Consider the following 20735-nt stretch of genomic DNA (forward strand, 5'->3'; position numbering starts at 1 on the left):
TATGTCAGATGAAAATTCCAGCACTCCCTATCGTGTTCTTGCTCGCAAATACAGGCCCTCGACTTTTGACGAGTTGATCGGCCATGAAGCTATGGTAAAAACTCTGTCCAATGCGCTGGATTCGGGGCGCCTTGCACATGCGTTTGTGCTTACAGGAACGCGTGGTATTGGCAAGACAACAACGGCGCGCATAATTGCACGCGGCTTGAACTGTATCGGTGAGGAGGGGACTGGCGGCCCGACGATTGCACCTTGCGGGGTTTGTACAAATTGTGTCGCAATAGCGGAAGACAGGCATCAGGATGTTCTGGAGATGGACGCTGCAAGCCGAACCGGCGTTGATGATATTCGAGAGTTAATCGATGGGGTCAGATATTTACCAGTCGCTGCACGATTTAAGATTTATATCATCGACGAAGTTCATATGCTTTCAAAGAATGCTTTTAATGCACTTCTAAAAACGCTGGAAGAGCCGCCCGAGCATGTAAAGTTCATTTTTGCCACAACTGAAATTCGAAAAATACCGGTTACCGTTTTGTCGCGCTGTCAGCGGTTTGATTTGAAGCACGTTGATGGGGAAACCCTTTCTTCCTATTTTGCGACAATTGCCGAGAAAGAAAAGGCGGAGATTGAACCCGATGCGCTTGCCCTGATCGCGCGCTCTGCGGAAGGATCTGTTCGTGACGGTTTATCATTGCTTGATCAGGCGATCGCGCATGGCGACGGTGCGGTTTCTGCACTTCAGGTTCGGGATATGCTGGGCCTGGCGGACCGAACACAAATTCTCGATCTTCTAGGACTGCTAATGTCCGGCGAAATCCAGAAAGCACTAGGTCTTCTGCGGTCTCAATATGATAGCGGGGCGGATCCAATCATCATTATTCAAGATTTATTGGAACTGACACATTGGCTTACGGCGCTGAAAGTGACACCAGAGGCGGCAAATAATGTTGCAATGTCCGGCGGTGATGCTGCTCGTGGCCAGGAATTATCAGCAGGATTGTCTATGCCGGTGCTGGCGCGCACATGGCAAATGCTGCTCAAAGGCCTTGATGAAGTGAGAAAAGCGCCGATGTCGTTGGCGGCGGCGGAAATGGTCCTGGTTCGTATCGCCTATGTCAGTGATTTGCCGTCTCCTGAAGAACTGGCAAAACAGCTTGACCAGCGAAACGATGCGTCCCCAGCACCTGCTGCCGCTGGAAAATCAAGCCCATCGTCGGGCCCAGCTCCGGTAATGGTGGCGTCTACAGGGGCCTCGGCTGTGCCACAAACGGTCGCTCCTGTAGCGGTTCCTGATAAAAGCCCGAGGGCCCATCTATCGATTGTCGCAAAGACTGATCCGGCGCTGGATATACTGCCTGTTGAGAGGATTCCGGAACCGGTCACAGAGAAGATTAAAGTCACAGACCCGCAATCACTTGAAGATATTATTGATCTTCTTTCTGAACGTCAGGACATCAAGCTTAAAGCTGAGGTTGCCAATTTCATGCGGCTCGTAAAATTTGAGGAAGGCCTCATAGAATTTAGCCCGACGACAGGTGCGTCACCAGATCTTGCGGCAAAACTTGGGCTTCGGCTACGTGAAATTACAGACGGTAAGTGGGTTGTCAAAATGTCGGCGGCCGCAGAGGGTGCGCCCACAATTGCAGAAAAACGGCGGCATGACAAAGCTGAGGAAATTAGCGCACTGGAAAACCACCCGATGGTACGCAATATTCAAACAGTCTTTCCAGGTGCCACAATCCGTGAAGTCCGCAATCTCGGTCCAACCCTTGACAGCTCTGACGTACATATCATATCCGAAGAAGATGAATTCGACTAATTTGCGAGAAATGGAGAATATCTCGAATGAAGAACCTGGGCAATCTTATGAAGCAGGCCAAAGAAATGCAGTCCAAAATGGCCGAGATGCAGCAGTCTTTGGAAAATCATGAAGTGACGGGTGAATCCGGTGCAGGTATGGTGAAAGTTACACTGAACGGTAAAGGGGATATGCGTCGCTTAAGTGTCGACACGTCCTTGATCGACCCGGAGGATGGAGAAGTCATGGAAGACCTTATTGTCGCTGCCCATGCGGATGCGAAATCCAAAGTAGAAGCATATTCCGCCGACAAAATGAAGGAAATGACGGGTGGGCTGGAATTGCCACCTGGAATGCAAATGCCGTTTTAGGCTGGGCGGAAATTGTAGTCGGATGAGTAATTCTGAAATTGATCACCTAATACAGCTGTTATCGAAGTTACCGGGCCTGGGCCCGCGATCTGCGCGGCGGGCGACGCTTTATCTGATTGGTCGGCGGGAAAGTCTTCTGGCTCCTTTAAGTAAAGCGATGGCACTTGCCGCAGAGAATGTAAAAATTTGCCGAACTTGCGGTAATCTGGATACCGTTGATCCCTGCGCAATCTGTTCAAACCCAAAACGGGATCAATCGATAATTTGTGTTGTTGAAGATATTGCCGATTTATGGGCTCTGGAAAGATCTGATGCATTTCGCGGAAGGTATCATATTCTTGGAGGAACATTGTCTGCGCTGGACGGTATTGGACCTGACGAATTGAATATTGAAGGGTTGGTGTCACGCGTGCGAGAACCCCAGATTACAGAAGTAATCCTTGCCTTGAATGCAACTGTCGACGGGCAAACGACTTCTCATTATATATCAGACAGGCTGGACGCTTCAGATGTCAAAATCAGTCGATTGGCCCATGGTGTTCCGGTGGGCGGTGAGCTTGACTACCTGGATGACGGCACTTTGTCGGCTGCCCTGAAGTCACGGCGCTCATTAAGGGGCGACTAATCTGTTTAATCTCTCTGCCTAAGTAAGTCTGCGGGCGGCGAAATTAGATCTTCCGATCTCTCTTCGCCCAATTGCAGGTCTTCGATTTTTTCGCCGCGGCTGCTTATTTTCCGACTGGATGTTTCTATGCCTTCAATATCCTTCGATGCTTGAGCGAAATGCCGTCCCAAACTATCCACACGACTTTCCAGTCTGGTAACATCTTTGAGAAGAACGCCGACCTCTTTTTGGATAACGCCAGCTTGCTCCCTCATCTGGCTATCTTTGAGTACCGCCCGAACCGTATTCAAGGTTGCCATTAAGGTTGTTGGTGAAACAATCCAAACCCGCGCCTGATAGGATTTTTCCAAAATTGCCGGGAAGTTTGCATGCAGTTCTGCGTAAACCGCTTCAGAAGGAAGGAAGAGTAAGGCAGATTCTGCGGTTTCTCCGTCGACAATATATTTGTTGCTGATGTCGCCGATATGTTTCTGCATAGCGGATGTAAAGGCGCGGGAGGCGACTGTTTTATCGCTGTCCGTTTCCGCTTGCCGCAGCTGATGGAAACTTTCCAAAGGAAACTTTGCGTCAACAACAATAGAGCCCGGCGGATTTGGCAGCTTAATCAGGCAGTCTGCCCGCCGGCTGTTGCTTAATGTCACTTGAAACTCGTAAGCGGAAGGCGGCAAGGCTGATTTTACCAGATCATTCAGCTGTAATTCACCAAAGGCACCGCGCGCCTGTTTGTTTGCCAGAATATCCTGCAAGCCAACCACTTGATTGGATAGATCCGTTAAATTGTCCTGCGCTTTATCAATGACGGCTAACCGGGTTTGCAAGTCGGTCAGGCTTTTCCCGGTTTTCTCCGTCGATTGGGTTATGCTGTCTCCCAGCCTTTTGGACACGGTATCCAGACGTTCGGCCAGTGTTTTATTGATTTCAGTTCGGCTGGCTGCACCATCAGCCGACATTTGTTTCAGCTGGCCCTCAAGTTGGGATTGCTGTGAGAGGAGGCTTTCAGATAATCGGGCTAAATGTTCACTATTGGTGGAGGCCATCGAAATCAGTTTTTCTGCATTCCTCATGCGTATAAGTAAAAATACCGTCACGGCAACCAGAATGCCAATAACTGCAATGAGGGCGAATTCCATAAAATACTCCAACATGATGGCCTTCAATGGCGCCAATTGCCTTGACGAAAGCAAGTTGGCGTAATACGTAGACCCTAGATCCAGACTTTGGGTTATCGTAACTTGAACGACATCGGAATACCATGGCCATTTTGCCGATATATACAGCGCCAGACCCGCTATTAAAAACTATCTCGACACCTGTTACGGAAGTAACGGATGAGACACGGTTGCTGATCGATAATATGTTTGAAACAATGTATGACGCGCCAGGCATAGGATTGGCAGCCATTCAAGTCGGCATTCAGAAACGGCTGCTGGTCGTTGATGTGATTGGCAGGCAACAAGACGAACCCGCTCAGCCCATCGCCATGATTAACCCGGAAATTACCTGGGTTTCAGATCATGATGCAACTTATGAAGAAGGCTGTTTATCGCTTCCTGAACATTATGCCGATGTTGTGCGCCCTGCGGAAATCGAGGTTAAATATTTGGACCCGGACGGCAACCCGCAAAAAATGAAGGCAGAGGGATTGCTGGCGACTTGTATCCAGCATGAGATGGATCATCTGGACGGGATCTTGTTTGTCGATCATATTTCGGCGTTGAAGCGCAACATGATTTTACGCAAGCTTCTAAAATTGAAGAAAATGGCCAGCTAAAGGAACAGGCGATGGGAGGACTGCGGATTGCGTTTATGGGAACGCCGGATTTCTCCACTCATGTGTTAACGGCGCTCATTGATGCGGGCCATGACATTGTTTGTGTCTACTCTCAGCCACCTCGACCGGCGGGACGGGGGAAAAAGCTGAGAGCGTCTCCTGTTCATTCTCTGGCAGAAGCCCATAATATTGAAGTAAGAACGCCAACTTCTTTAAAATCCGAGGAAGTGCAATCCGATTTTGCAGACTTAAACCTGGATGTTGCTGTTGTAGTTGCCTATGGCCTAATTTTACCGGCTGCTGTCTTGGCAGCTCCGAGGTTCGGATGCCTGAACCTTCATGCGTCCTTGCTTCCCAGATGGCGCGGTGCGGCGCCTATCCAGCGGGCAATTATGGCAGGTGACACTGAAACCGGCGTCGCAGTAATGCAGATGGCCGAAGGGCTGGATACCGGTGATGTCCTGGAGGAAACAAGAATTCCGATTTCTGATCAGACAACAGCAGGCAGCCTGCATGATCAGTTGGCGGAGGCCGGGGCAATTTTAATGGAAGAAACAGTTTCACGCTTGAAGGATGACAATTTGGTGGCTGTTGCACAATCCGATGACGGTGTGACATATGCAGAAAAAATTTCCAAATCGGAAGCCGCCATTGACTGGGCACGTCCTGCCGAGGAGCTTTGCCGTCATATTCATGGCTTGAGTCCCTTTCCCGGAGCATATTGCACACATAATGACACGCGAATTAAAGTGCTCGGGGCGACGGCGGTAAAGGGGACAGGTCAGCCAGGTCAGGTATTGGACAATGATCTGACAATCGCGTGCGGAAAAAACGCCCTCAAACTTGTTCTGCTACAACGGGCTGGAAAGTCTCCGATGCCCACTAGAGTTTTCTTAAACGGACATCCCATAAATATAGGCGAGGTGTTGGCCTGATGCCGGATTACAGGGTTGTTATTGAGTATGATGGCAGAGGCATGGTCGGCTGGCAGCGCCAGAAAAAAGGCGTGTCTGTACAGCAAAGTATAGAAGAGGCGATATTTAAATTTTGCGGTGAAGAGATCCGAATTCAAAGCGCCGGACGTACAGATGCCGGTGTTCATGCTTTGGGCCAGGTTGCAAATTTTTCACTTCAATCGTCTCGCAAGCCCCATGTGGTCATGAACGCCATTAACTACCATCTGAAGCCAAACTCAGTAGTGATCTTGTCTTGTGAAGAAGCCGAACCAGAGTTTAATGCACGGTTTTCAGCGACCGGACGCCATTACCTGTATCGGATCATTAACCGCCGGGCACCGCTTACCGTGGATTATGGCTTGGCTTGGCAGTTTAAACGCCCGCTCGAGCATGAGGCGATGCAGGAGGCTGCACAGCTCCTCGTTGGCCGTCATGATTTTACGAGTTTTCGTGCCGTTGCATGCCAGGCCAAATCGCCGGTTCGAACACTGGAAAGTTTAACGGTTACGCGCGTCGGTGATGAAATTCAGATCCGAACCTCGGCCCGGTCCTTTTTGCATAACCAGGTTCGATCGATGGTCGGGAGTTTGTCACTTGTGGGGACGGGGCAATGGCGAATGCAGGATATGCAAAAGGCGCTTGAAGCAAAAAATCGTCAAGCTGCCGGACCTAATGCGCCGCCTTATGGATTATACTTGGTCGCTGTTGATTACGAATGTTAGGCCGCGCGTCAAGCCGCGGTTGTAATGAGGAAATCTGAAAAAAGAACCTGCGTTAAGATCGCGATCATAAACTCCAGGAAAGCAAATCCAACCGCAAGCAAGCCTGAAATGCCCAATGTTATCCTCAAAATTCGCCATAAATATACGTATGTGGCAGCAATAAATAACAGACTGATAATTGAGGACAGGCCGATGTTCAAAAATCCCGTGGATAGCACCGAGAGTGGCAGCCAAACAATAACTATAGCTAGTTGGGACCAGTTATAGACAATCACGAAAACAGTAAATTGTTGGAAAAAATCCAATAGCCGGGCGAAAAAACCTGCGGCAATCAAGTAACTCATCCAGCTGACAGCCAAGGCAATCCCAAGCAGAATTAAAAATGGTACGAACGAGGTTGCCGTTTCCAGTTTTTTATAATCGATGGCATTTTCGATCAAGAAAAAGGGCAATGCCAAAAATACTGCCGCAAACGATCGGTAGAATCCGGATGCTGAGATATTGAAATACTGCAAGGCATCGGGGTCCATGCGGGCAAGTCTGTAAGCACCGTACAGTGATGAAGTTATTTCCTTGATACTTACCATTGGGGTTACGCAAAGTACCTTTCCAAAATATCTGTATAGATATCTGCCAGTGCTTCTATATCAGCGATATTGGCGCATTCATCGACCTTGTGCATGGTTTGGCCTACAAGCCCAAACTCTACTACAGGGCAATAATTTTTAATATATCTTGCGTCGGAGGTACCGCCAGTGGTTGATAATTCAGGCTCCTGACCAAGCCGCTGTCCGATGGCGTTTGCGACGAGAGTACTGAAATCGCCTTTTTCAGTGAGAAATGGTTCCGAATTTTTTAAGGCTCGTAATTCGTAGACGGTCCCGTTTTTCTCGGCGGCCTGATCGAGGCATGCACGAATTGTCGCTTCAAGGCTATCCAGGCTATGGTGAGTATTGAAACGAATGTTGAACGTTGCCGTTGCCGTTCTTGGAATCACGTTAGTTGCCGTATTTCCCACATCCATGGTTGTGAACTCAAGATTACTGGCCTGAAAATGCTCGCTCCCGTTATCAAGTTCGAGATTGCTTAAAGCGGTTACCAATGCTGTCAAATGCGGTATCGGATTGTCTGCCAAATGAGGATAGGCGACATGTCCTTCGCTACCAATTACATTTAAGAAACCTGTAAAAGAGCCGCGACGACCGATTTTGACCATTTCCCCCATTTTAGTTGGATTAGTTGGCTCACCGACGACACAGTGATCAATTCTTTCCCCATTTTCCGCCATCCATTCCAGCACTTTTCGGGTACCATTGATAGCGGGACCTTCCTCATCACCGGTAATCAAGAGACTGATGGACCCTTTAAAATTCCCGCCAGAATTTTCAATAAACCGCGCGGAAGAGGCGGCAAAACATGCTACTGCCGCTTTCATGTCTGCAGCACCGCGACCGTAGAGAATTCCGTTCTTGATGACGCTTTCAAAGGGGCCGGTCTTCCAAGCTGCCTCATCACCTACCGGTACGACGTCCGTATGGCCGGCAAAACAGAAATTTGGAGCTTCGGAACCAAATCGAGCATATAAGTTGTCGACATCTGGTGTATTCTCGTCCGAAAACACAAGTCTTTGGCAGGTGAAGCCAATCTTTTCCAGCGCTTTTTGCAGCACATCGAGCGCGCCTGCGTCGGCAGGTGTTATGCTGGGGCAATTCATCAGTTCCTGCGTCAGGGGAACGACGTCTATGGTATTATTTTTGTTCATAGTTTCCTTTACCGTCCGCTTGGGCTGTCCGTCAATGGCGAAGGTTGCCAAAGTAATGAATTGACATCAAACAATATTGCTAATTCGATCTGATCAAGATAAGACTAAATCTCCCACGCGAAAGAAACCCCCATGACAGCCCTTATGCCGATCAAATCGAAGAATATACAAGGTATTGCCTTTATGCTGATTGGCGTCTTTTTGATGTCATCAATGGATGCCGTGGGCAAATTTTTAGTACAGGCAGATTACTCTGTCATTCAAATTCTGGCAATTCGTGGCATGTTTAACCTGACCATTTTGCTGGGATGGATGGTTACCCATGGCGGATTTGGCTCGGTGAAAACCAAACAGTATAAAGGTCACGGGTTAAGAATAATTTTCGGCCTTTTAGCGCCTTTGCTTTTTTTCATGTCGCTCAAGCATTTGCCATTGGCGGAAGCTACGGTCATATTTTTTGTATCTCCTTTTATCATGACGGCCCTATCAGTCCCGATTTTTAAAGAAAAAGTTGGGCCGCATCGTTGGGGCGCCATTTTCGTAGGGTTCGCCGGTGTATTGATTGTCATGCAGCCGACGAGCGGACTTTTGGAACTGGAAGCTTTTATGGTTTTAGGGGCTAGTTTGAGTTATTGCGCGATTATGTTGATCGGGCGCTGGCTTGGAACGACAGAATCAACCTTTACAATCATCTTTTATATGACATTGGGAACAGCAACGATTACAGGGTTTGCTTCGATTTTTGTCTGGCAGCCTATCCCGCTTGAAGATGTTGGATTAATCGCAGCGATGGCGGTTCTGTCTTTGACCGGGAATATATGTCTGATTAAGTCCTTCAGGGTAGGTGAAGTGGGGGTGATTACACCCTTCGAATATACGGGCTTGTTTTGGGCTGTGACGTTGGGCTACCTGGTATTTGCCGAAATTCCGGCAGCGCATGTCTGGACCGGTGTTGCCGTGATCGGCGCCAGTGGTCTGTATCTTGTATATCGGGAGAATCGCTTAAAGCGTTAGGATGGAGCTAGCTCCATCCTGAATTTATAATTTTAATCGCGAAGCAGATCATTAATTGAAGTCTTTGAACGTGTCTGCTCATCGACGGTTTTTACAATGACCGCGCAATACAAGCTTGGCCCCGGCGTACCATCGGGTAGCGGCTTGCCAGGCAAGCTTCCTGGAACAACGACTGAATAGGCTGGAACCCGCCCAATATGAATTTCTCCGGTATCCCGATTGATAATCTTCGTGGATGCGCTAATGAAAACGCCCATGGATAATACAGAGCCTTGCTCAACAATCACACCTTCCACGACTTCCGAACGTGCGCCAATAAAGCAGTTGTCCTCAATGATAACAGGGTCTGCCTGCAACGGCTCCAACACACCACCAATACCGACACCGCCCGATAAATGAACATCCTTGCCGATTTGAGCGCATGATCCGACGGTTACCCATGTATCGACCATGGTGCCACTATCTACATAGGCGCCTAAATTGACGAAGCTCGGCATTAATACCGCACCTGGGGCAACATAGGCACTTCGCCTGACAACACAATTTGGCACAGCGCGAAACCCGGCGCCTTTAAATTTCTCTTCGGTCCAGCCTTCGAACTTGCTGGGAACTTTGTCGTACCAGTTTGAGTTCTGGCCAGGGCCGCCGTTGATGATCTCCATATCATTGAGGCGAAAGGACAAAAGAACAGCTTTTTTCAGCCATTGATTGACGATCCAGCCATTATCGGTTTTTTCGGCGACACGGGCGGATCCGCTATCCAGAGCTTCCAATGTTGCTTCAACAGCATCCCGCTCTGCACCTTTGGTGGCGGGCGAGATGGCGTCTCTATTTTCCCAGGCCGCGTCGACGACAGGCTGCAAATCTGCTAATGTCATAGTAATTCCTTAAGCAAGTGACTGAGTATTTTTCGAAAACATAAACTGCCCCGATAGGATGTCAACATAAGCCTTTGAGATGAGGATCAGACTTGACTGACAGCCCTATCATTCAGCAGGCTCCGCAACCATTGGGCCAAGTTATCGGTAGAATGTTGAATATGACCTTCTTCTGCGGTTTCATGAGACCAGTGTTCCTCATTGGGTAACCAAACCGTTGTCATACCCATTTCCCTGGCAGGAGCTAGATTCTTCGCCATATCTTCGAATAGAACAGCTTTTTTCGGATTGATTTCGAGCTCCTGGACGAGTTTTTCGTAAACACTCATATCCGGTTTAGGGCGATAGTCCGCAGCTACGATATCGAAAATATGATCGAAATGATGATCTATACCCAATTGTGATGCCACATTGGTTGCATGATAATGTGAGCCATTGGTGAAGATAATTTTTCGACCCTGAAGCTCTTCTAGCGCGGTGCTAAGCTGGGGTGCAGTCGCTAGATCTGTGACATCAATGTCGTGGACATAATCAAGAAACTCCTTGGGATCCATTCCGTGATTTTGCATCAATCCGTTCAATGTCGTTCCATGCTCGTGAAAATATTTTTTCTGAACGGTTTTTGCTTCGGATAACCCGACTCCCAGAAAATCCGAGACAAACTCTCCCATTTTCTTGTCTATTTTTGCAAACAGGTTCGAATGCGCCGGATAAAGGGTGTTATCCAGGTCAAAAATCCAAGTATCGATATGCTCGAAGTCGGCCCATTTAGGTATAAGTTTCATAACATTGATTGTGGCTCTGATTACGGGATAGGACAAGGCCTAATAAAGCAATTTGCGGCAAAAACGGCCCTTGGAATTAAGGAGGTTTAAGAGGCTATTAAGATATTTCCTCTAGTCTTGCGCGCATTGAGATTTCATAAAAACTTCTGAGTTTTTGTTCTTAGTTTGACCGGATTCGTATGTAATGGGCCGTACCAGCAACGCAAATAGCAAAATGACGGTGTTTTCTTACGAAGAAAACAAACTGCGGGCCCATAGCAATGAAACAGATGTGCGCGTAGAAGTTGCTCTTGCAAGCGAAACTGAACCAGAAATTCTCTATTATCTTGCAGATGATACCGACTTAAATGTTCGAAGAAGCCTGGCACAAAATCCAGCAACGCCGGTTCAGGCAAATGCGTTGCTCGCCAAAGATGAGGAAGATGAAGTCCGGCAGGATCTCGCGAGAAAGATATGCAAGATCCTTCCGGATTTGTCCGGGCAGGATGCCGCGGCCCTTCAGGAAAAGACAATTGAAGTTCTGGAAATGCTGGCGGAGGATCAAGCCACAACTGTGCGCGCGATCGTGTCAGAGGCCTTAAAGGATACGATGGAAGCTCCGCGCCATATCGTTTTGGCATTGGCCCGGGACCTTGAAGAAATCGTTGCCGGGCCTATTCTGGAATATTCACCATTGCTAAGTGACGACGATTTAATTGAAATTATTGCAAGTGGCGTTGCTGTAGAAGCATTGCCGGCGATCGCACGGCGCGAAGCAATTGGTGAGGATGTTTCTGCTGCGGTTGCTGCCAGTCTTGAAATTCCGGCGGTGGCTGCGCTCCTGGCTAATCCATCTGCCAAGGTGCGCGAAGAGACCCTCGATGAAATAATTGACCAGGCTGAGACCGTTGCGGATTTGCATGAGCCTTTGGCAATGCGGCTCGATCTTTCGCTTCGTGCTGTTCGCCGGATTGCCGGTTTTGTCGGGGCATCTCTGGTAGAGAAACTGGCTCGAAAACGAAACCTCTCGCCGGATGTAGAGGCTGACTTAAAACAAATTGTGCGATCCCGCATCGATAAGGCAGAAGAAATTTCTGCATTACAGGAGCCAGGTTCTGCGTTAACCGCAGAGGCTTTATGGGCGACAGGCACGCTCGATGAAGAACGCCTGACGGACGCCATCAAGGAAAAGGATCATTCTTTTGTCGCAACATCGCTCTCTCTGATGACCGGGTTTAGCCAAGAGAAAATCCAGACAATGATGGAAGCCCGGAATGGCAAAATAGTGACGTCTTTATGCTGGAAGGCCGGCCTTTCCATGAGACTCGCCTTTAAAATCCAGACAAAAATAGCCCATGTTCCAAGGCAGGAAATAGTCAATGCCCGGAATGGAATAGAATTTCCGTTTACCGAAGAGGAAATGAACTGGCAGCTTTCTTTTTACACGGAAGACTAATTTATATGATCAGTGACCATGGTACCGATACCGTGCTCTGTAAATATCTCCAACAGTAATACGTGAGGAATACGCCCATCTAATATGGTCGCGGCATCGACACCTTCCTCAAGAGCAAAGAGGCAGGTTTCCAGTTTGGGAATCATGCCGCCGGCTATTGTTCCATCTTTCTGCAGCCTCTTGACGTCGGCAGGGCTTAGTCTGGAAATGAGGTTTTTGTCTTTGTCCAGAACGCCTTCGACGTCGGTCATCATGATTAATTTTGTGGCCCCGATTGCTGCCGCAATATGTCCAGCTGCGGTATCTGCGTTGATGTTGTAAGTCTGCCCTTTTGGGCCAATACCAATTGGTGCAATCACCGGAATCGCGTTATTCTCTTCAAAATTTTCAAGAATTTCCGGATTTATCCGCCGCGGTTCCCCGACAAAACCAAGGTCAAGGATCCGTTCAATGTTGCTGTCCGGATCCCGCTTCGTGCGTGTTAGTTTCTGGGCCTCGATCAAGTTTCCATCTTTGCCGGAAAGCCCTACTGCCAGTCCGCCCGCAGAATTGATGGACGATACTATTTTCTTGTTGAGAGATCCCGAGAGAACCATTTCAGCGATCTCGACGGTTTCCTTGTCCGTTACCCGTAAACCGTCAACGAAAGAACTTTGAATTTTCAATCTCTCAAGCATGGCGCCAATTTGCGGCCCACCGCCATGGACGATAATCGGGTTGATGCCCACTTGTTTGAGGAGCGCAACGTCACGGGCAAAATCATGGGCAAGATTTTCATCCCCCATGGCATGTCCGCCATATTTTATGACGAACGTCTGGCCTGCGAAAAGATGCATATAGGGAAGGGCTTCAGAGAGGGTTTGTGCTTTCCTCAATTGTTCTTCCACTGTTAATTCCGTATCACTCATAATTCTTACTCATTCTTCCGCAAGCGACGCGAGCTCTGCGCGAAGCGCTTCAATTCCGATACCTTTGGCGGAGCTGGTCATAAACACTTCCGGATGCGCCGCAGGTCGCTTCGCAAGCTCCTGTTCAATTTTCTTCAACACGGATTTCAAGTCACTTTGATTGGTCTTGTCAACCTTTGTGAGGATAATCTGATAATTGACAGCATTCACATCGAGCATGTCCATCACTTCACGGTCGGTTACCTTCAATCCGTGTCGTGCATCTACCAAAAGGCAAACGCGACGAAGTTTTGCCCGTCCTTTCAAATAGGTATTAACGAGATCCGTCCAGGCGCTGATTTTTTCCTTCGATGCTTTCGCATAACCGTGACCGGGCAAATCGACTAGATACAGGCGGCCCCCGAGGTCAAAAAAATTTATTTGCTGAGTGCGGCCGGGTGTATTGGACGTTCGTGCCAATGTATTGCGGTTTGTCAAAGCGTTTATAAGGCTTGATTTGCCGACATTAGACCGGCCGGAAAAAGCAACTTCATTTAACGGTAGTTCTGGCAGCATATCCAGCGTCGCCGCGCCTGCAACGAATTGACACTCTTGGGCAAAAAGTAAACGGCCCGCGTCAATGCGGGCCGCCTTTTTTCCATCCGGATCCATGTTATCCGTCATTATGTTTCTTCCTTCAGGTTTTTTCGCCCGACACGGAAACACCCATACGTTTCATAATGAGCCATTGTTGTGCCATGCTGAGAATATTGTTCCAGGTCCAGTAAATCACCAGGCCAGCCGGGAAACTTGCCAACAGATATGTGAAGAAAATTGGCATGAACAGGAAGATTTTTGCCTGTATCGGATCCGCCGGTTGCGGGTTGAGCTTTTGTTGCAAATACATGCTGACACCCATGAGAAGCGGTAGCACGCCAATCATTAGGAATTGCGGTGGATCCCAAGGAATAAGGCCGAAAAGATTAAATATTGTCGTGGGATCCGGTGCTGCAAGATCCTTGATCCAACCGTAAAATGGTTGGTGGCGCATCAGAAGCGTCACGAACAGAACTTTATAAAGGGCGAAGAAAATCGGAATTTGCATGGCAATTGGCAAACAGCCAGCTGCGGGATTAGCTTTTTCCTTTTTATACAGCGCCATCATTTCCTGATTGAGCTTTTGTTTATCGTCACCATATTGCTCACGCAGTTTGACCATTTCCGGTTGAAGTTTCTTCATTTTACTCATGGAAACATAGGATTTATGAGCAAGTGGTAGAAGAATGATTTTGATAACAACTGTCAATGCCATGATGGCGAGGCCAAGATTGCCAATTAATCCATTGAAAAACTCAAGTGCGAAGTAAATTGGTTTCGTCAGGAAGTAAAACCATCCCCAATCAATGGCGAGGTCGAATTTCGCAATACCGTATTCCTGCTCATATGTATCAATGACAGAAACAACCTTCGCCCCGGCAAATAGATGATTGGTAACGCCAACTGTCGATCCTACGGGAACATTTATGCCCTGTTGATCAAGGAAATCTGTTTGGAAGCGATCTCCCTGGCTTGAATGGGTGAAGCGCGCCTTGATTTTTGTTTGCTGATCGGGAATGAGAGCGGTTAACCAGAACTTATCCGTAATTCCGATCCATCCGCCAGTAGAATTATAAGATTCGTCAGCACCCTCTGACAAATCATCATAGTCTACTTCTTCCAGAGTTTCATTCAGGACGCCAATTGGCCCTTCGTGCAAAATATAGAAATTCGTGGTTTCTGGTGTTCCGTGTCGCGAAATCAAACCGTATGGGTAGAGCGTTACATCCGATGAGGTTTTATTCTCAACCATTTGCTCAACGGTAAACAGATAGTTTTCGTCAATCGAGATCGTTCTGTGAAAAATCAGTCCAGCGCCGTTATCCCAGGTTAGTTTGAGGGGTTTCTCCGGCGACAATTCATCTGATGTGGTCGACCAGAGAGTGTTTGCATTTGGTAAAGCTACAGAGGATTCCGGGGAGGGGCTCCAGCCAAATTCTGCATAATAAGGGTTCGGGCCGCCTGCCGGTGATAAGAGTTTGATCTCTGGGCTCGTCGGATCAACCGTCTCGTGATACTTCACCAAAGTCAGATCGTCCAGACGTGCTCCCAAAAGTGAAATGGAACCATGCAGCGACGGCGTGTTGATTTTTACACGTTCTGATTTTTGAAGGCTTTCTTCCCGGGTTACTGCATTTGGGATCGCGGAGCCTGGAATGCTTGGTGATGAGGCATCAGCGCCAACTGTCGGCGCTTGGCCAGATGTGCCATCTGCCGCATTTGTTGCAGCTTGTTTTTGCTGCTCTGCATCGACTTGCGGCCCTTCAACAAAATATTGAAACCCGAAGATTATCAGGAAACAAAGGACGATCGCGATGACCAGGTTTTTCTGATCTGACATTATTTAAACCCTAATTTTTACTCAATGCTGACGTGGCTGGAAGGTTCCGCCCCGCAATGTTGACATTCGTTTTTCTTTTCAGGGACAGGATCATAGCCTTGACCACCAAAAGGATGACATCTACCCAATCGACCCAACGTCAAAAACAAACCTTTTACTGGTCCATGTTTATCAAGCGCTTGCAAAGCATAGCTTGAACAGGTTGGGTAATACCGACAACTCGCAGGTAAGTAAGGCGAGATGGCATATTGATATACCTTTACCAAGCCCTTTAAAACCACTGTTATCGGATTTATCACGATTGTCCCCGAATTTTTTTGTTTTGGGGTGACGTGACTTTTTTGAGGGCGGTTCGCAAGTCTGTTTGCAAATCCCTGAAATCACGATTTATGGTCATTTGTCGACCGATCAGGACGTAATCCCATCCCGGAATTGCATGTCCGGGAATTACGTCCTGTGCAACAGCACGCAGACGCCGCTTCACGCGATTACGGATTACTGAATTTCCAACCTTTTTAGTCACAGTAAAGCCGACACGTACTCTGCCGGTATTTTGCTCGGCAGTATCACATGCGGCCTGCAAAACGAGGCCAGGGGCAGCCCATTTGCGACGAACAGAGGCGACACGGAGAAAGTCCGCGCGCTTCTTTAATCGTTCGACGCCGATTGGCATGATTTAAGCTGAAAGGCTCTTACGGCCTTTTGAGCGGCGATTGGCAAGGACCCGGCGACCACCTACAGTTGCCCGGCGGGCACGAAAACCGTGGCGACGTGCGCGCACCAATTTGCTCGGTTGATATGTACGTTTCAAGAAACTTCTCCGTCGATCATCCACGCCTCAGGGCGTAGAGAGAAAACAAGCCCCGCTGTATAAGGTTTCTGCCATGCGAAGTCAATGCACGAGATGAAAAATGCGAAATTCATTTTTGCGCCAGGTTCAACTCGTCTCACGTTTGGGTGAGCAGGGCTTTCGGAAACGCCTGCGCATAATATGTTCTGAGGACTTAGAGGTTCTCGGCAAACACAGATCGACCGTGCAGATTAGAGTGAAATTATGTTTTCAAATTCCTGTATGTGCTAGTCTGCCGAAATGGGGCCTCCTAACGTTAGTTAAGGAACGAATCGAACATGGATAAATCCACCAGCCAAAACGGGAGTAAAGGGGGCGGCTTCTCCTTTAAAAAACTTGCACCGTTGATTATCATTGTTTTGCTTTTCGCCTCGTTCTTTTTGTTTGGACTGGATAAATATCTTACGTTTCGGGCATTGAGCGAGAATCGCGATGGTTTGCTAAATTTCGTCGGTGAAAATTATCTTGCGGCAATCCTGCTTTACATGGCGCTCTATATTGTGGCTGTTGCTTGCTCGTTTCCAGGCGGTTTGCTGATGACAGTTACCGGCGGGTTTTTGTTTGGCTGGATTGTTGGGGGTGCAGCGACGGTCATTGCAGCAACGATTGGCGCAACGATTCTCTTTCTTGTTGCCGCCACCTCTCTTGGCGAGCCGCTTCGAAAAAAAGCAGGGCCCTGGCTGAAGAAACTGGAAAGCGGTTTTGCGGAAAATGCCCTTAGTTATCTATTGTTCCTTCGCTTGGTTCCAGCTTTTCCGTTTTGGCTGGTCAACATTGCCCCGGCTTTTCTTGGTGTGAAGCTCAGGACTTATATCATTGGAACTTTAATTGGCATCATTCCAGGCACTTTCGTTTTTGCCTTCTTAGGTGTTGGGCTTGACAGCATCATAGTCGAACAAAAAAGTAAATATGACGCCTGTATGGCTTCTGGTCAGACCGGTTGTACGCTTGATTTTCAGATATCCTCTCTCATCACTACTGAAATCATACTGTCATTTGTTGCACTTGGCGTTGTTTCCCTGTTGCCGATTGTTCTTAAAAAACTGCGCAAAGGCAAAGCCACATAAATAGGATGGCCGATTATGACAACACTTATTAAAGCTGATATTTGCGTTATCGGTGGCGGTTCAGGCGGCCTGTCGGTTGCTGCGGGGGCCAGTCAAATGGGCGCAAAAACAGTGCTCGTTGAAGGCGGTAAAATGGGGGGCGATTGCCTAAATTATGGCTGTGTACCTTCAAAGGCCCTGATTGCGGCAGCAAAAAAGGCAGCAGCCTTGAAAGGCGCAGAAATTTTCGGTGTGTCTGGCCCGGACCCGGATGTGGATTTTTCAAAAGTTATGGATCATGTGGCCGGCGTTATCGCCTCCATAGAGCCGCATGATTCAGTTGAGAGATTTGAAGGTCTTGGCGTCCAGGTATTGCAGGGGTACGGCAAATTCACCGGGCCAAATGAGATTGAAGTGGGAAATAACAGGGTCAGAGCCCGTCGTTTCGTTGTGTCCACCGGCTCGACGGCAACAGCGCCACCGATTGAAGGGCTGGAAGAGGCGGGATATCTCACCAATGAAACAATTTTTGAAAACCGGGTAAAGCCGGAACATCTTATCATTATCGGGGGCGGGCCCATCGGACTTGAAATGGCCCAGGCTCATGTTCGTTTGGGGTCAAAAGTGACCGTTCTTGAGGCTTTTAAAGCGTTTGGCCGAGATGACCCGGATTTGAGCTCTGTTGTTTTAGAGCATTTGAAAGAAGATGGGATTGATATTCGAGAAGGTGTAAATATCGTAAAAATCTCAAAAGGATCTGATGGTGTTTATAACGTAATGCTGGGTGAGGGAGAGGCGCTGGAAACCCTGTCAGGCTCGCATTTGCTCGTTGCCGCGGGGCGAAAAGCGAATGTCGAAAATCTGAATCTGGAAGCCGCTGGGATAGAATACTCCCCGAAAGGAATCGAAGTCGATGCACGTTTACGCTCTACCAACAAAAAGGTTTTTGCCATTGGTGACGTCGCCGGAGGGTATCAGTTTACCCATGTAGCCGGTTATCACGCTGGCATTGTCATCAGAAATGCCCTGTTTCGGCTACCGGCAAAAGTGGATTATTCTGCTGTTCCATGGGTTACGTATACAGATCCCGAATTAGCCAATGTAGGATTGTCAGAAGCTGAGGCGCGAAAGCAATATGGGGATCGGATCAAAGTTCTGGAATTTCCCTTTGCCGATATTGATCGGGCCAGAGCGGAGAGGAAGACGTCCGGCCTGATCAAGGCCATAACGACAGATAAAGGAAAGATTCTCGGCGCGGGAATCGCCGGTGCCCATGCCGGTGAACTTATCCATCCCTGGGGTGTGGCTATTACTGCAAAACTCAAAATCGGGACCATGGCAAGCTATATCGCGCCTTACCCGACATTAGGCGAAGTGAGCAAGCGCGCTGCGGGAAGCTACTACACTCCTAGCTTATTTAGTGAGAAAACCCGGAAAATAGTGAAATTTTTGTCCTTATTTGGCTGATCTTTTACCGATAACGCTTTCGTTATCTCAGTTGATTCGGCTTTTCCCTGTAAAATTGCCATGTTTGACGTCTAAGGATTTGATCTTAGTTAAACAATTTATGAAGAGACAGGAGACGTCTATGTTCAAGGAAGTTCTAACCGCCGCGGCGATCGCAACAATGGCTTCATCCGCAATTGTTCCTGCTGCAGTTGCCAGCTGTTCAGCTGCAAAAGTATGCAAAGCCTGCGGTGCTTGCGGTGCTAAAAAAGCCTGTGGTGCTTGCAACCCATGTGCTGCTAAAAAAGCTTGTGGCGCCTGCAATCCTTGCAAAGCAGCAAAAAAATGCAGCCCATGCAACCCGTGTGCAGCTAAGAAAAAAGACTAATGTCTAATGGCTAAGCCGTTTTTGAGCGGCTCGCTCTATAATCGAGGGCTGGCATCAATTTATTGATGCCAGCCCTTTTTTTTGGTCTATTCTATCGCATGATCTATATTAAGAAAATTGCCCGCGTCTTTAAGAGCCTTTCTGCAAGACTGCTATTGATGACACTTTTATTTGTCATGTTGGCAGAGGTACTTATTTTCGTACCCTCCGTCGCTTTCTTTCGACTTAACTATTTAGCAAAAAAGACCGAATTTGCCCATTTGGCAACATTGTCTCTCCTGGCGTCACCGGACAATATGGTGTCCGAAGAATTGAAGGAGGAGTTGTTATTTAGAGTGGGCGCGCGCAGCGTTGTTTTACATGGGGCAAATTCACGGCTTCTTATTTTAAGTGAAAATATGCCGCCTGGTATCGACGCCGAGTTCAATCTTGCCAACAGCAGTCCGCGCGCATTGATTGAGGATGCGTTTATGAGCCTGATGGTAGGGCCGGACCGTATCATTCGTATAATTACGCCCATAGAAAACGAACCCAATTCGTCTTTGGAAGTTGTCATTGATGAAAGCCCTCTCATCGACGCTATGTATGATTACGCGTGGAATATTTTCTGGTTGTCATTAATCATCTCTTTGCTGACCGCAATCCTGGTTTATTTATCCCTGCATTGGTTGATGGTACGCCCGATGCGGCGGTTGAGTGAGAATATGATTAGTTTTCGTCGGGCGCCCGAAGATCCAACAACCGGTCTGATTGCAACAGGTCGGCAAGATGAGATTGGCGTGGCGGAACGGGAACTGAAGATAATGCAGACAAGGCTGAGGACAGCGCTAAAGCAAAAGCAGCACCTGGCCGCATTGGGAACCGCTGTGACCAAGATCAGTCATGATCTTCGAAATATCCTTTCAACTTCGCAAATTGTCAGCGACAGCCTCGCACAGATTGATGATCCCAAGGTACAAAAAATTGTTCCCAGGCTAATGACAAGCATCGATCGGGCAATAGAGCTTTGCTCGCAGACATTGAAATATGGCAAGGCCGAAGAACGAGAGCCGAAACGGGAACGGTTTTTACTGGAGCCGCTGGTAAACGAAGTAAAAACTTCTGTTGGGATGTCAGCTGGTACGGATATTGTCTGGAAGAACGATATTCCAAGTGGCTTGATGCTGAACGCTGACCGAGACCAATTGTACCGCGTACTCCTAAACCTTAGTAAAAATGCAATCCAGGCGATGGGCTCGGAAGGATTGATCGAAATTGAGGCGCGGCGTGCAAATAGTCGAACGATCTTGCGGATCAGTGATAGCGGGCCTGGCCTGCCGGCAAAAGCAAAGGAACATCTGTTCGAACCTTTCTCAGGCTCCGCGCGGGCGGAAGGAACAGGGCTGGGTTTGTCAATTGCCCATGAATTGATCACCGCGCATGGCGGGGATATCACGCTGGAGCGAACAGATGAATCCGGAACGGTTTTCAGAGTGAAGGTTCCGGATTAACCTAATTTAAACCGCTAAATGATACGGTTATCCCCGTGAAATACTATTAATGTTACGTTGCGGGGTTTGCG

At 48.2% G+C, this 20735-nt stretch carries 23 protein-coding genes; 12 read left to right on the forward strand and 11 right to left on the reverse strand.

The features are described from left to right. The first annotated feature begins 1 nt into the window (after position 1). Genes NBZ79_RS01995 through recR form a run of 3 tightly spaced genes read left to right on the forward strand, consistent with a single transcriptional unit; the run spans position 2 to position 2797 of the window. Positions 2-1822: a DNA polymerase III subunit gamma/tau gene (locus NBZ79_RS01995; protein WP_251934947.1), complete on the forward strand. Its 1821-nt coding sequence runs from the start codon at positions 2-4 to the stop codon at positions 1820-1822. 26 nt (positions 1823-1848) lie between these two features. Next, positions 1849-2172, forward strand: a complete 324-nt coding sequence (locus NBZ79_RS02000; RefSeq protein WP_251934949.1) for a YbaB/EbfC family nucleoid-associated protein — start codon at positions 1849-1851, stop codon at positions 2170-2172. 22 nt (positions 2173-2194) lie between these two features. Next, the gene (gene recR / locus NBZ79_RS02005) at positions 2195-2797 is read left to right on the forward strand and encodes a recombination mediator RecR (protein ID WP_251934951.1); all 603 of its coding nucleotides are present in this window, start codon (positions 2195-2197) and stop codon (positions 2795-2797) included. 5 nt (positions 2798-2802) lie between these two features. Here recR and NBZ79_RS02010 read toward each other — a convergent pair whose 3' ends face one another. Further along, the gene (locus NBZ79_RS02010; protein ID WP_251934952.1) at positions 2803-3927 is read right to left on the reverse strand and encodes a DNA recombination protein RmuC; all 1125 of its coding nucleotides are present in this window, start codon (positions 3925-3927) and stop codon (positions 2803-2805) included. A gap of 122 nt (positions 3928-4049) precedes the next feature. Here NBZ79_RS02010 and def point away from each other — a divergent pair, with 122 nt between their 5' ends. From def to truA, 3 genes are read left to right on the forward strand one after another with little or no spacing between them, the layout of a single operon-like run. Continuing rightward, entirely contained in the window at positions 4050-4568 is a 519-nt protein-coding gene (def, locus tag NBZ79_RS02015; RefSeq protein WP_251934953.1) for a peptide deformylase, read from the forward strand. Between the two features lie 20 nt (positions 4569-4588). Further along, complete coding sequence (gene fmt, locus NBZ79_RS02020) at positions 4589-5503, forward strand: methionyl-tRNA formyltransferase (protein WP_420854569.1); 915 nt, start codon at positions 4589-4591, stop codon at positions 5501-5503. After that, on the forward strand, positions 5503-6246 hold the full coding sequence (gene truA, locus NBZ79_RS02025) for a tRNA pseudouridine(38-40) synthase TruA (RefSeq protein WP_251934957.1): 744 nt from the start codon (positions 5503-5505) through the stop codon (positions 6244-6246). The genes fmt and truA overlap by 1 nt, the downstream gene beginning before the upstream one ends. Positions 6247-6254: 8 nt before the next feature. Here the strand turns inward: truA and NBZ79_RS02030 are convergent, their stop codons facing one another. Together NBZ79_RS02030 and dapE are read right to left on the reverse strand one after the other, a co-directional pair. After that, positions 6255-6833 carry a hypothetical protein gene (locus NBZ79_RS02030; RefSeq protein ID WP_251934959.1) on the reverse strand — a complete coding sequence of 193 codons (579 nt, stop codon included), beginning with the start codon at positions 6831-6833 and terminating at the stop codon, positions 6255-6257. A 5-nt stretch (positions 6834-6838) separates the two neighbouring features. Continuing rightward, positions 6839-8008, reverse strand: coding sequence for a succinyl-diaminopimelate desuccinylase (dapE, locus tag NBZ79_RS02035; RefSeq protein WP_251934961.1), 1170 nt, complete (start codon positions 8006-8008; stop codon positions 6839-6841). Between the two features lie 132 nt (positions 8009-8140). On the opposite strand from dapE, the gene NBZ79_RS02040 reads away from it, so the two are divergent. Further along, positions 8141-9022 carry a DMT family transporter gene (locus NBZ79_RS02040; protein WP_251934963.1) on the forward strand — a complete coding sequence of 294 codons (882 nt, stop codon included), beginning with the start codon at positions 8141-8143 and terminating at the stop codon, positions 9020-9022. Between the two features lie 32 nt (positions 9023-9054). Here NBZ79_RS02040 and dapD read toward each other — a convergent pair whose 3' ends face one another. Next, positions 9055-9900, reverse strand: a complete 846-nt coding sequence (gene dapD / locus NBZ79_RS02045; RefSeq protein ID WP_251934965.1) for a 2,3,4,5-tetrahydropyridine-2,6-dicarboxylate N-succinyltransferase — start codon at positions 9898-9900, stop codon at positions 9055-9057. Positions 9901-9986: 86 nt separating this feature from the next. Next, positions 9987-10685: a pyrimidine 5'-nucleotidase gene (locus NBZ79_RS02050; RefSeq protein ID WP_251934967.1), complete on the reverse strand. Its 699-nt coding sequence runs from the start codon at positions 10683-10685 to the stop codon at positions 9987-9989. Positions 10686-10869: 184 nt separating this feature from the next. Between NBZ79_RS02050 and NBZ79_RS02055 the strand changes: the two genes are divergently transcribed. Further along, entirely contained in the window at positions 10870-12120 is a 1251-nt protein-coding gene (locus NBZ79_RS02055; protein ID WP_251934969.1) for a DUF2336 domain-containing protein, read from the forward strand. Here the strand turns inward: NBZ79_RS02055 and argB are convergent. The 6 genes from argB to rpmH are packed head-to-tail and all read right to left on the reverse strand — an operon-like array spanning position 12117 to position 16255. After that, positions 12117-13028, reverse strand: coding sequence for an acetylglutamate kinase (gene argB, locus NBZ79_RS02060; RefSeq protein WP_251934971.1), 912 nt, complete (start codon positions 13026-13028; stop codon positions 12117-12119). The genes NBZ79_RS02055 and argB overlap by 4 nt on opposite strands. Positions 13029-13037: 9 nt before the next feature. Then, the gene (gene yihA / locus NBZ79_RS02065; protein WP_251934973.1) at positions 13038-13691 is read right to left on the reverse strand and encodes a ribosome biogenesis GTP-binding protein YihA/YsxC; all 654 of its coding nucleotides are present in this window, start codon (positions 13689-13691) and stop codon (positions 13038-13040) included. Between the two features lie 13 nt (positions 13692-13704). After that, complete coding sequence (yidC, locus tag NBZ79_RS02070) at positions 13705-15444, reverse strand: membrane protein insertase YidC (RefSeq protein ID WP_251934975.1); 1740 nt, start codon at positions 15442-15444, stop codon at positions 13705-13707. A 17-nt stretch (positions 15445-15461) separates the two neighbouring features. Beyond that, positions 15462-15725, reverse strand: coding sequence for a membrane protein insertion efficiency factor YidD (gene yidD / locus NBZ79_RS02075; protein WP_251938028.1), 264 nt, complete (start codon positions 15723-15725; stop codon positions 15462-15464). A gap of 14 nt (positions 15726-15739) precedes the next feature. Next, positions 15740-16117 carry a ribonuclease P protein component gene (gene rnpA, locus NBZ79_RS02080; RefSeq protein ID WP_251934977.1) on the reverse strand — a complete coding sequence of 126 codons (378 nt, stop codon included), beginning with the start codon at positions 16115-16117 and terminating at the stop codon, positions 15740-15742. A gap of 3 nt (positions 16118-16120) precedes the next feature. Continuing rightward, positions 16121-16255, reverse strand: a complete 135-nt coding sequence (rpmH, locus tag NBZ79_RS02085) for a 50S ribosomal protein L34 (RefSeq protein WP_161313830.1) — start codon at positions 16253-16255, stop codon at positions 16121-16123. Between the two features lie 317 nt (positions 16256-16572). On the opposite strand from rpmH, the gene NBZ79_RS02090 reads away from it, so the two are divergent. From NBZ79_RS02090 to NBZ79_RS02105, 4 genes are all read left to right on the forward strand, one after another. Then, positions 16573-17361, forward strand: coding sequence for a TVP38/TMEM64 family protein (locus tag NBZ79_RS02090; RefSeq protein WP_251934979.1), 789 nt, complete (start codon positions 16573-16575; stop codon positions 17359-17361). A gap of 15 nt (positions 17362-17376) precedes the next feature. Next, positions 17377-18807 carry a dihydrolipoyl dehydrogenase family protein gene (locus NBZ79_RS02095; protein WP_251934981.1) on the forward strand — a complete coding sequence of 477 codons (1431 nt, stop codon included), beginning with the start codon at positions 17377-17379 and terminating at the stop codon, positions 18805-18807. Between the two features lie 121 nt (positions 18808-18928). Next, positions 18929-19174 (forward strand): hypothetical protein, encoded by a 246-nt coding sequence (locus tag NBZ79_RS02100; RefSeq protein WP_251934983.1) that lies wholly within the window; start codon positions 18929-18931, stop codon positions 19172-19174. A gap of 158 nt (positions 19175-19332) precedes the next feature. Next, positions 19333-20664, forward strand: a complete 1332-nt coding sequence (locus NBZ79_RS02105) for a sensor histidine kinase (RefSeq protein WP_251934985.1) — start codon at positions 19333-19335, stop codon at positions 20662-20664. Positions 20665-20735 lie beyond the last annotated feature (71 nt).

Origin of the sequence: Sneathiella marina, assembly GCF_023746535.1 — a bacterium.
Classification (GTDB): Bacteria; Pseudomonadota; Alphaproteobacteria; order Sneathiellales; family Sneathiellaceae; genus Sneathiella; species Sneathiella marina.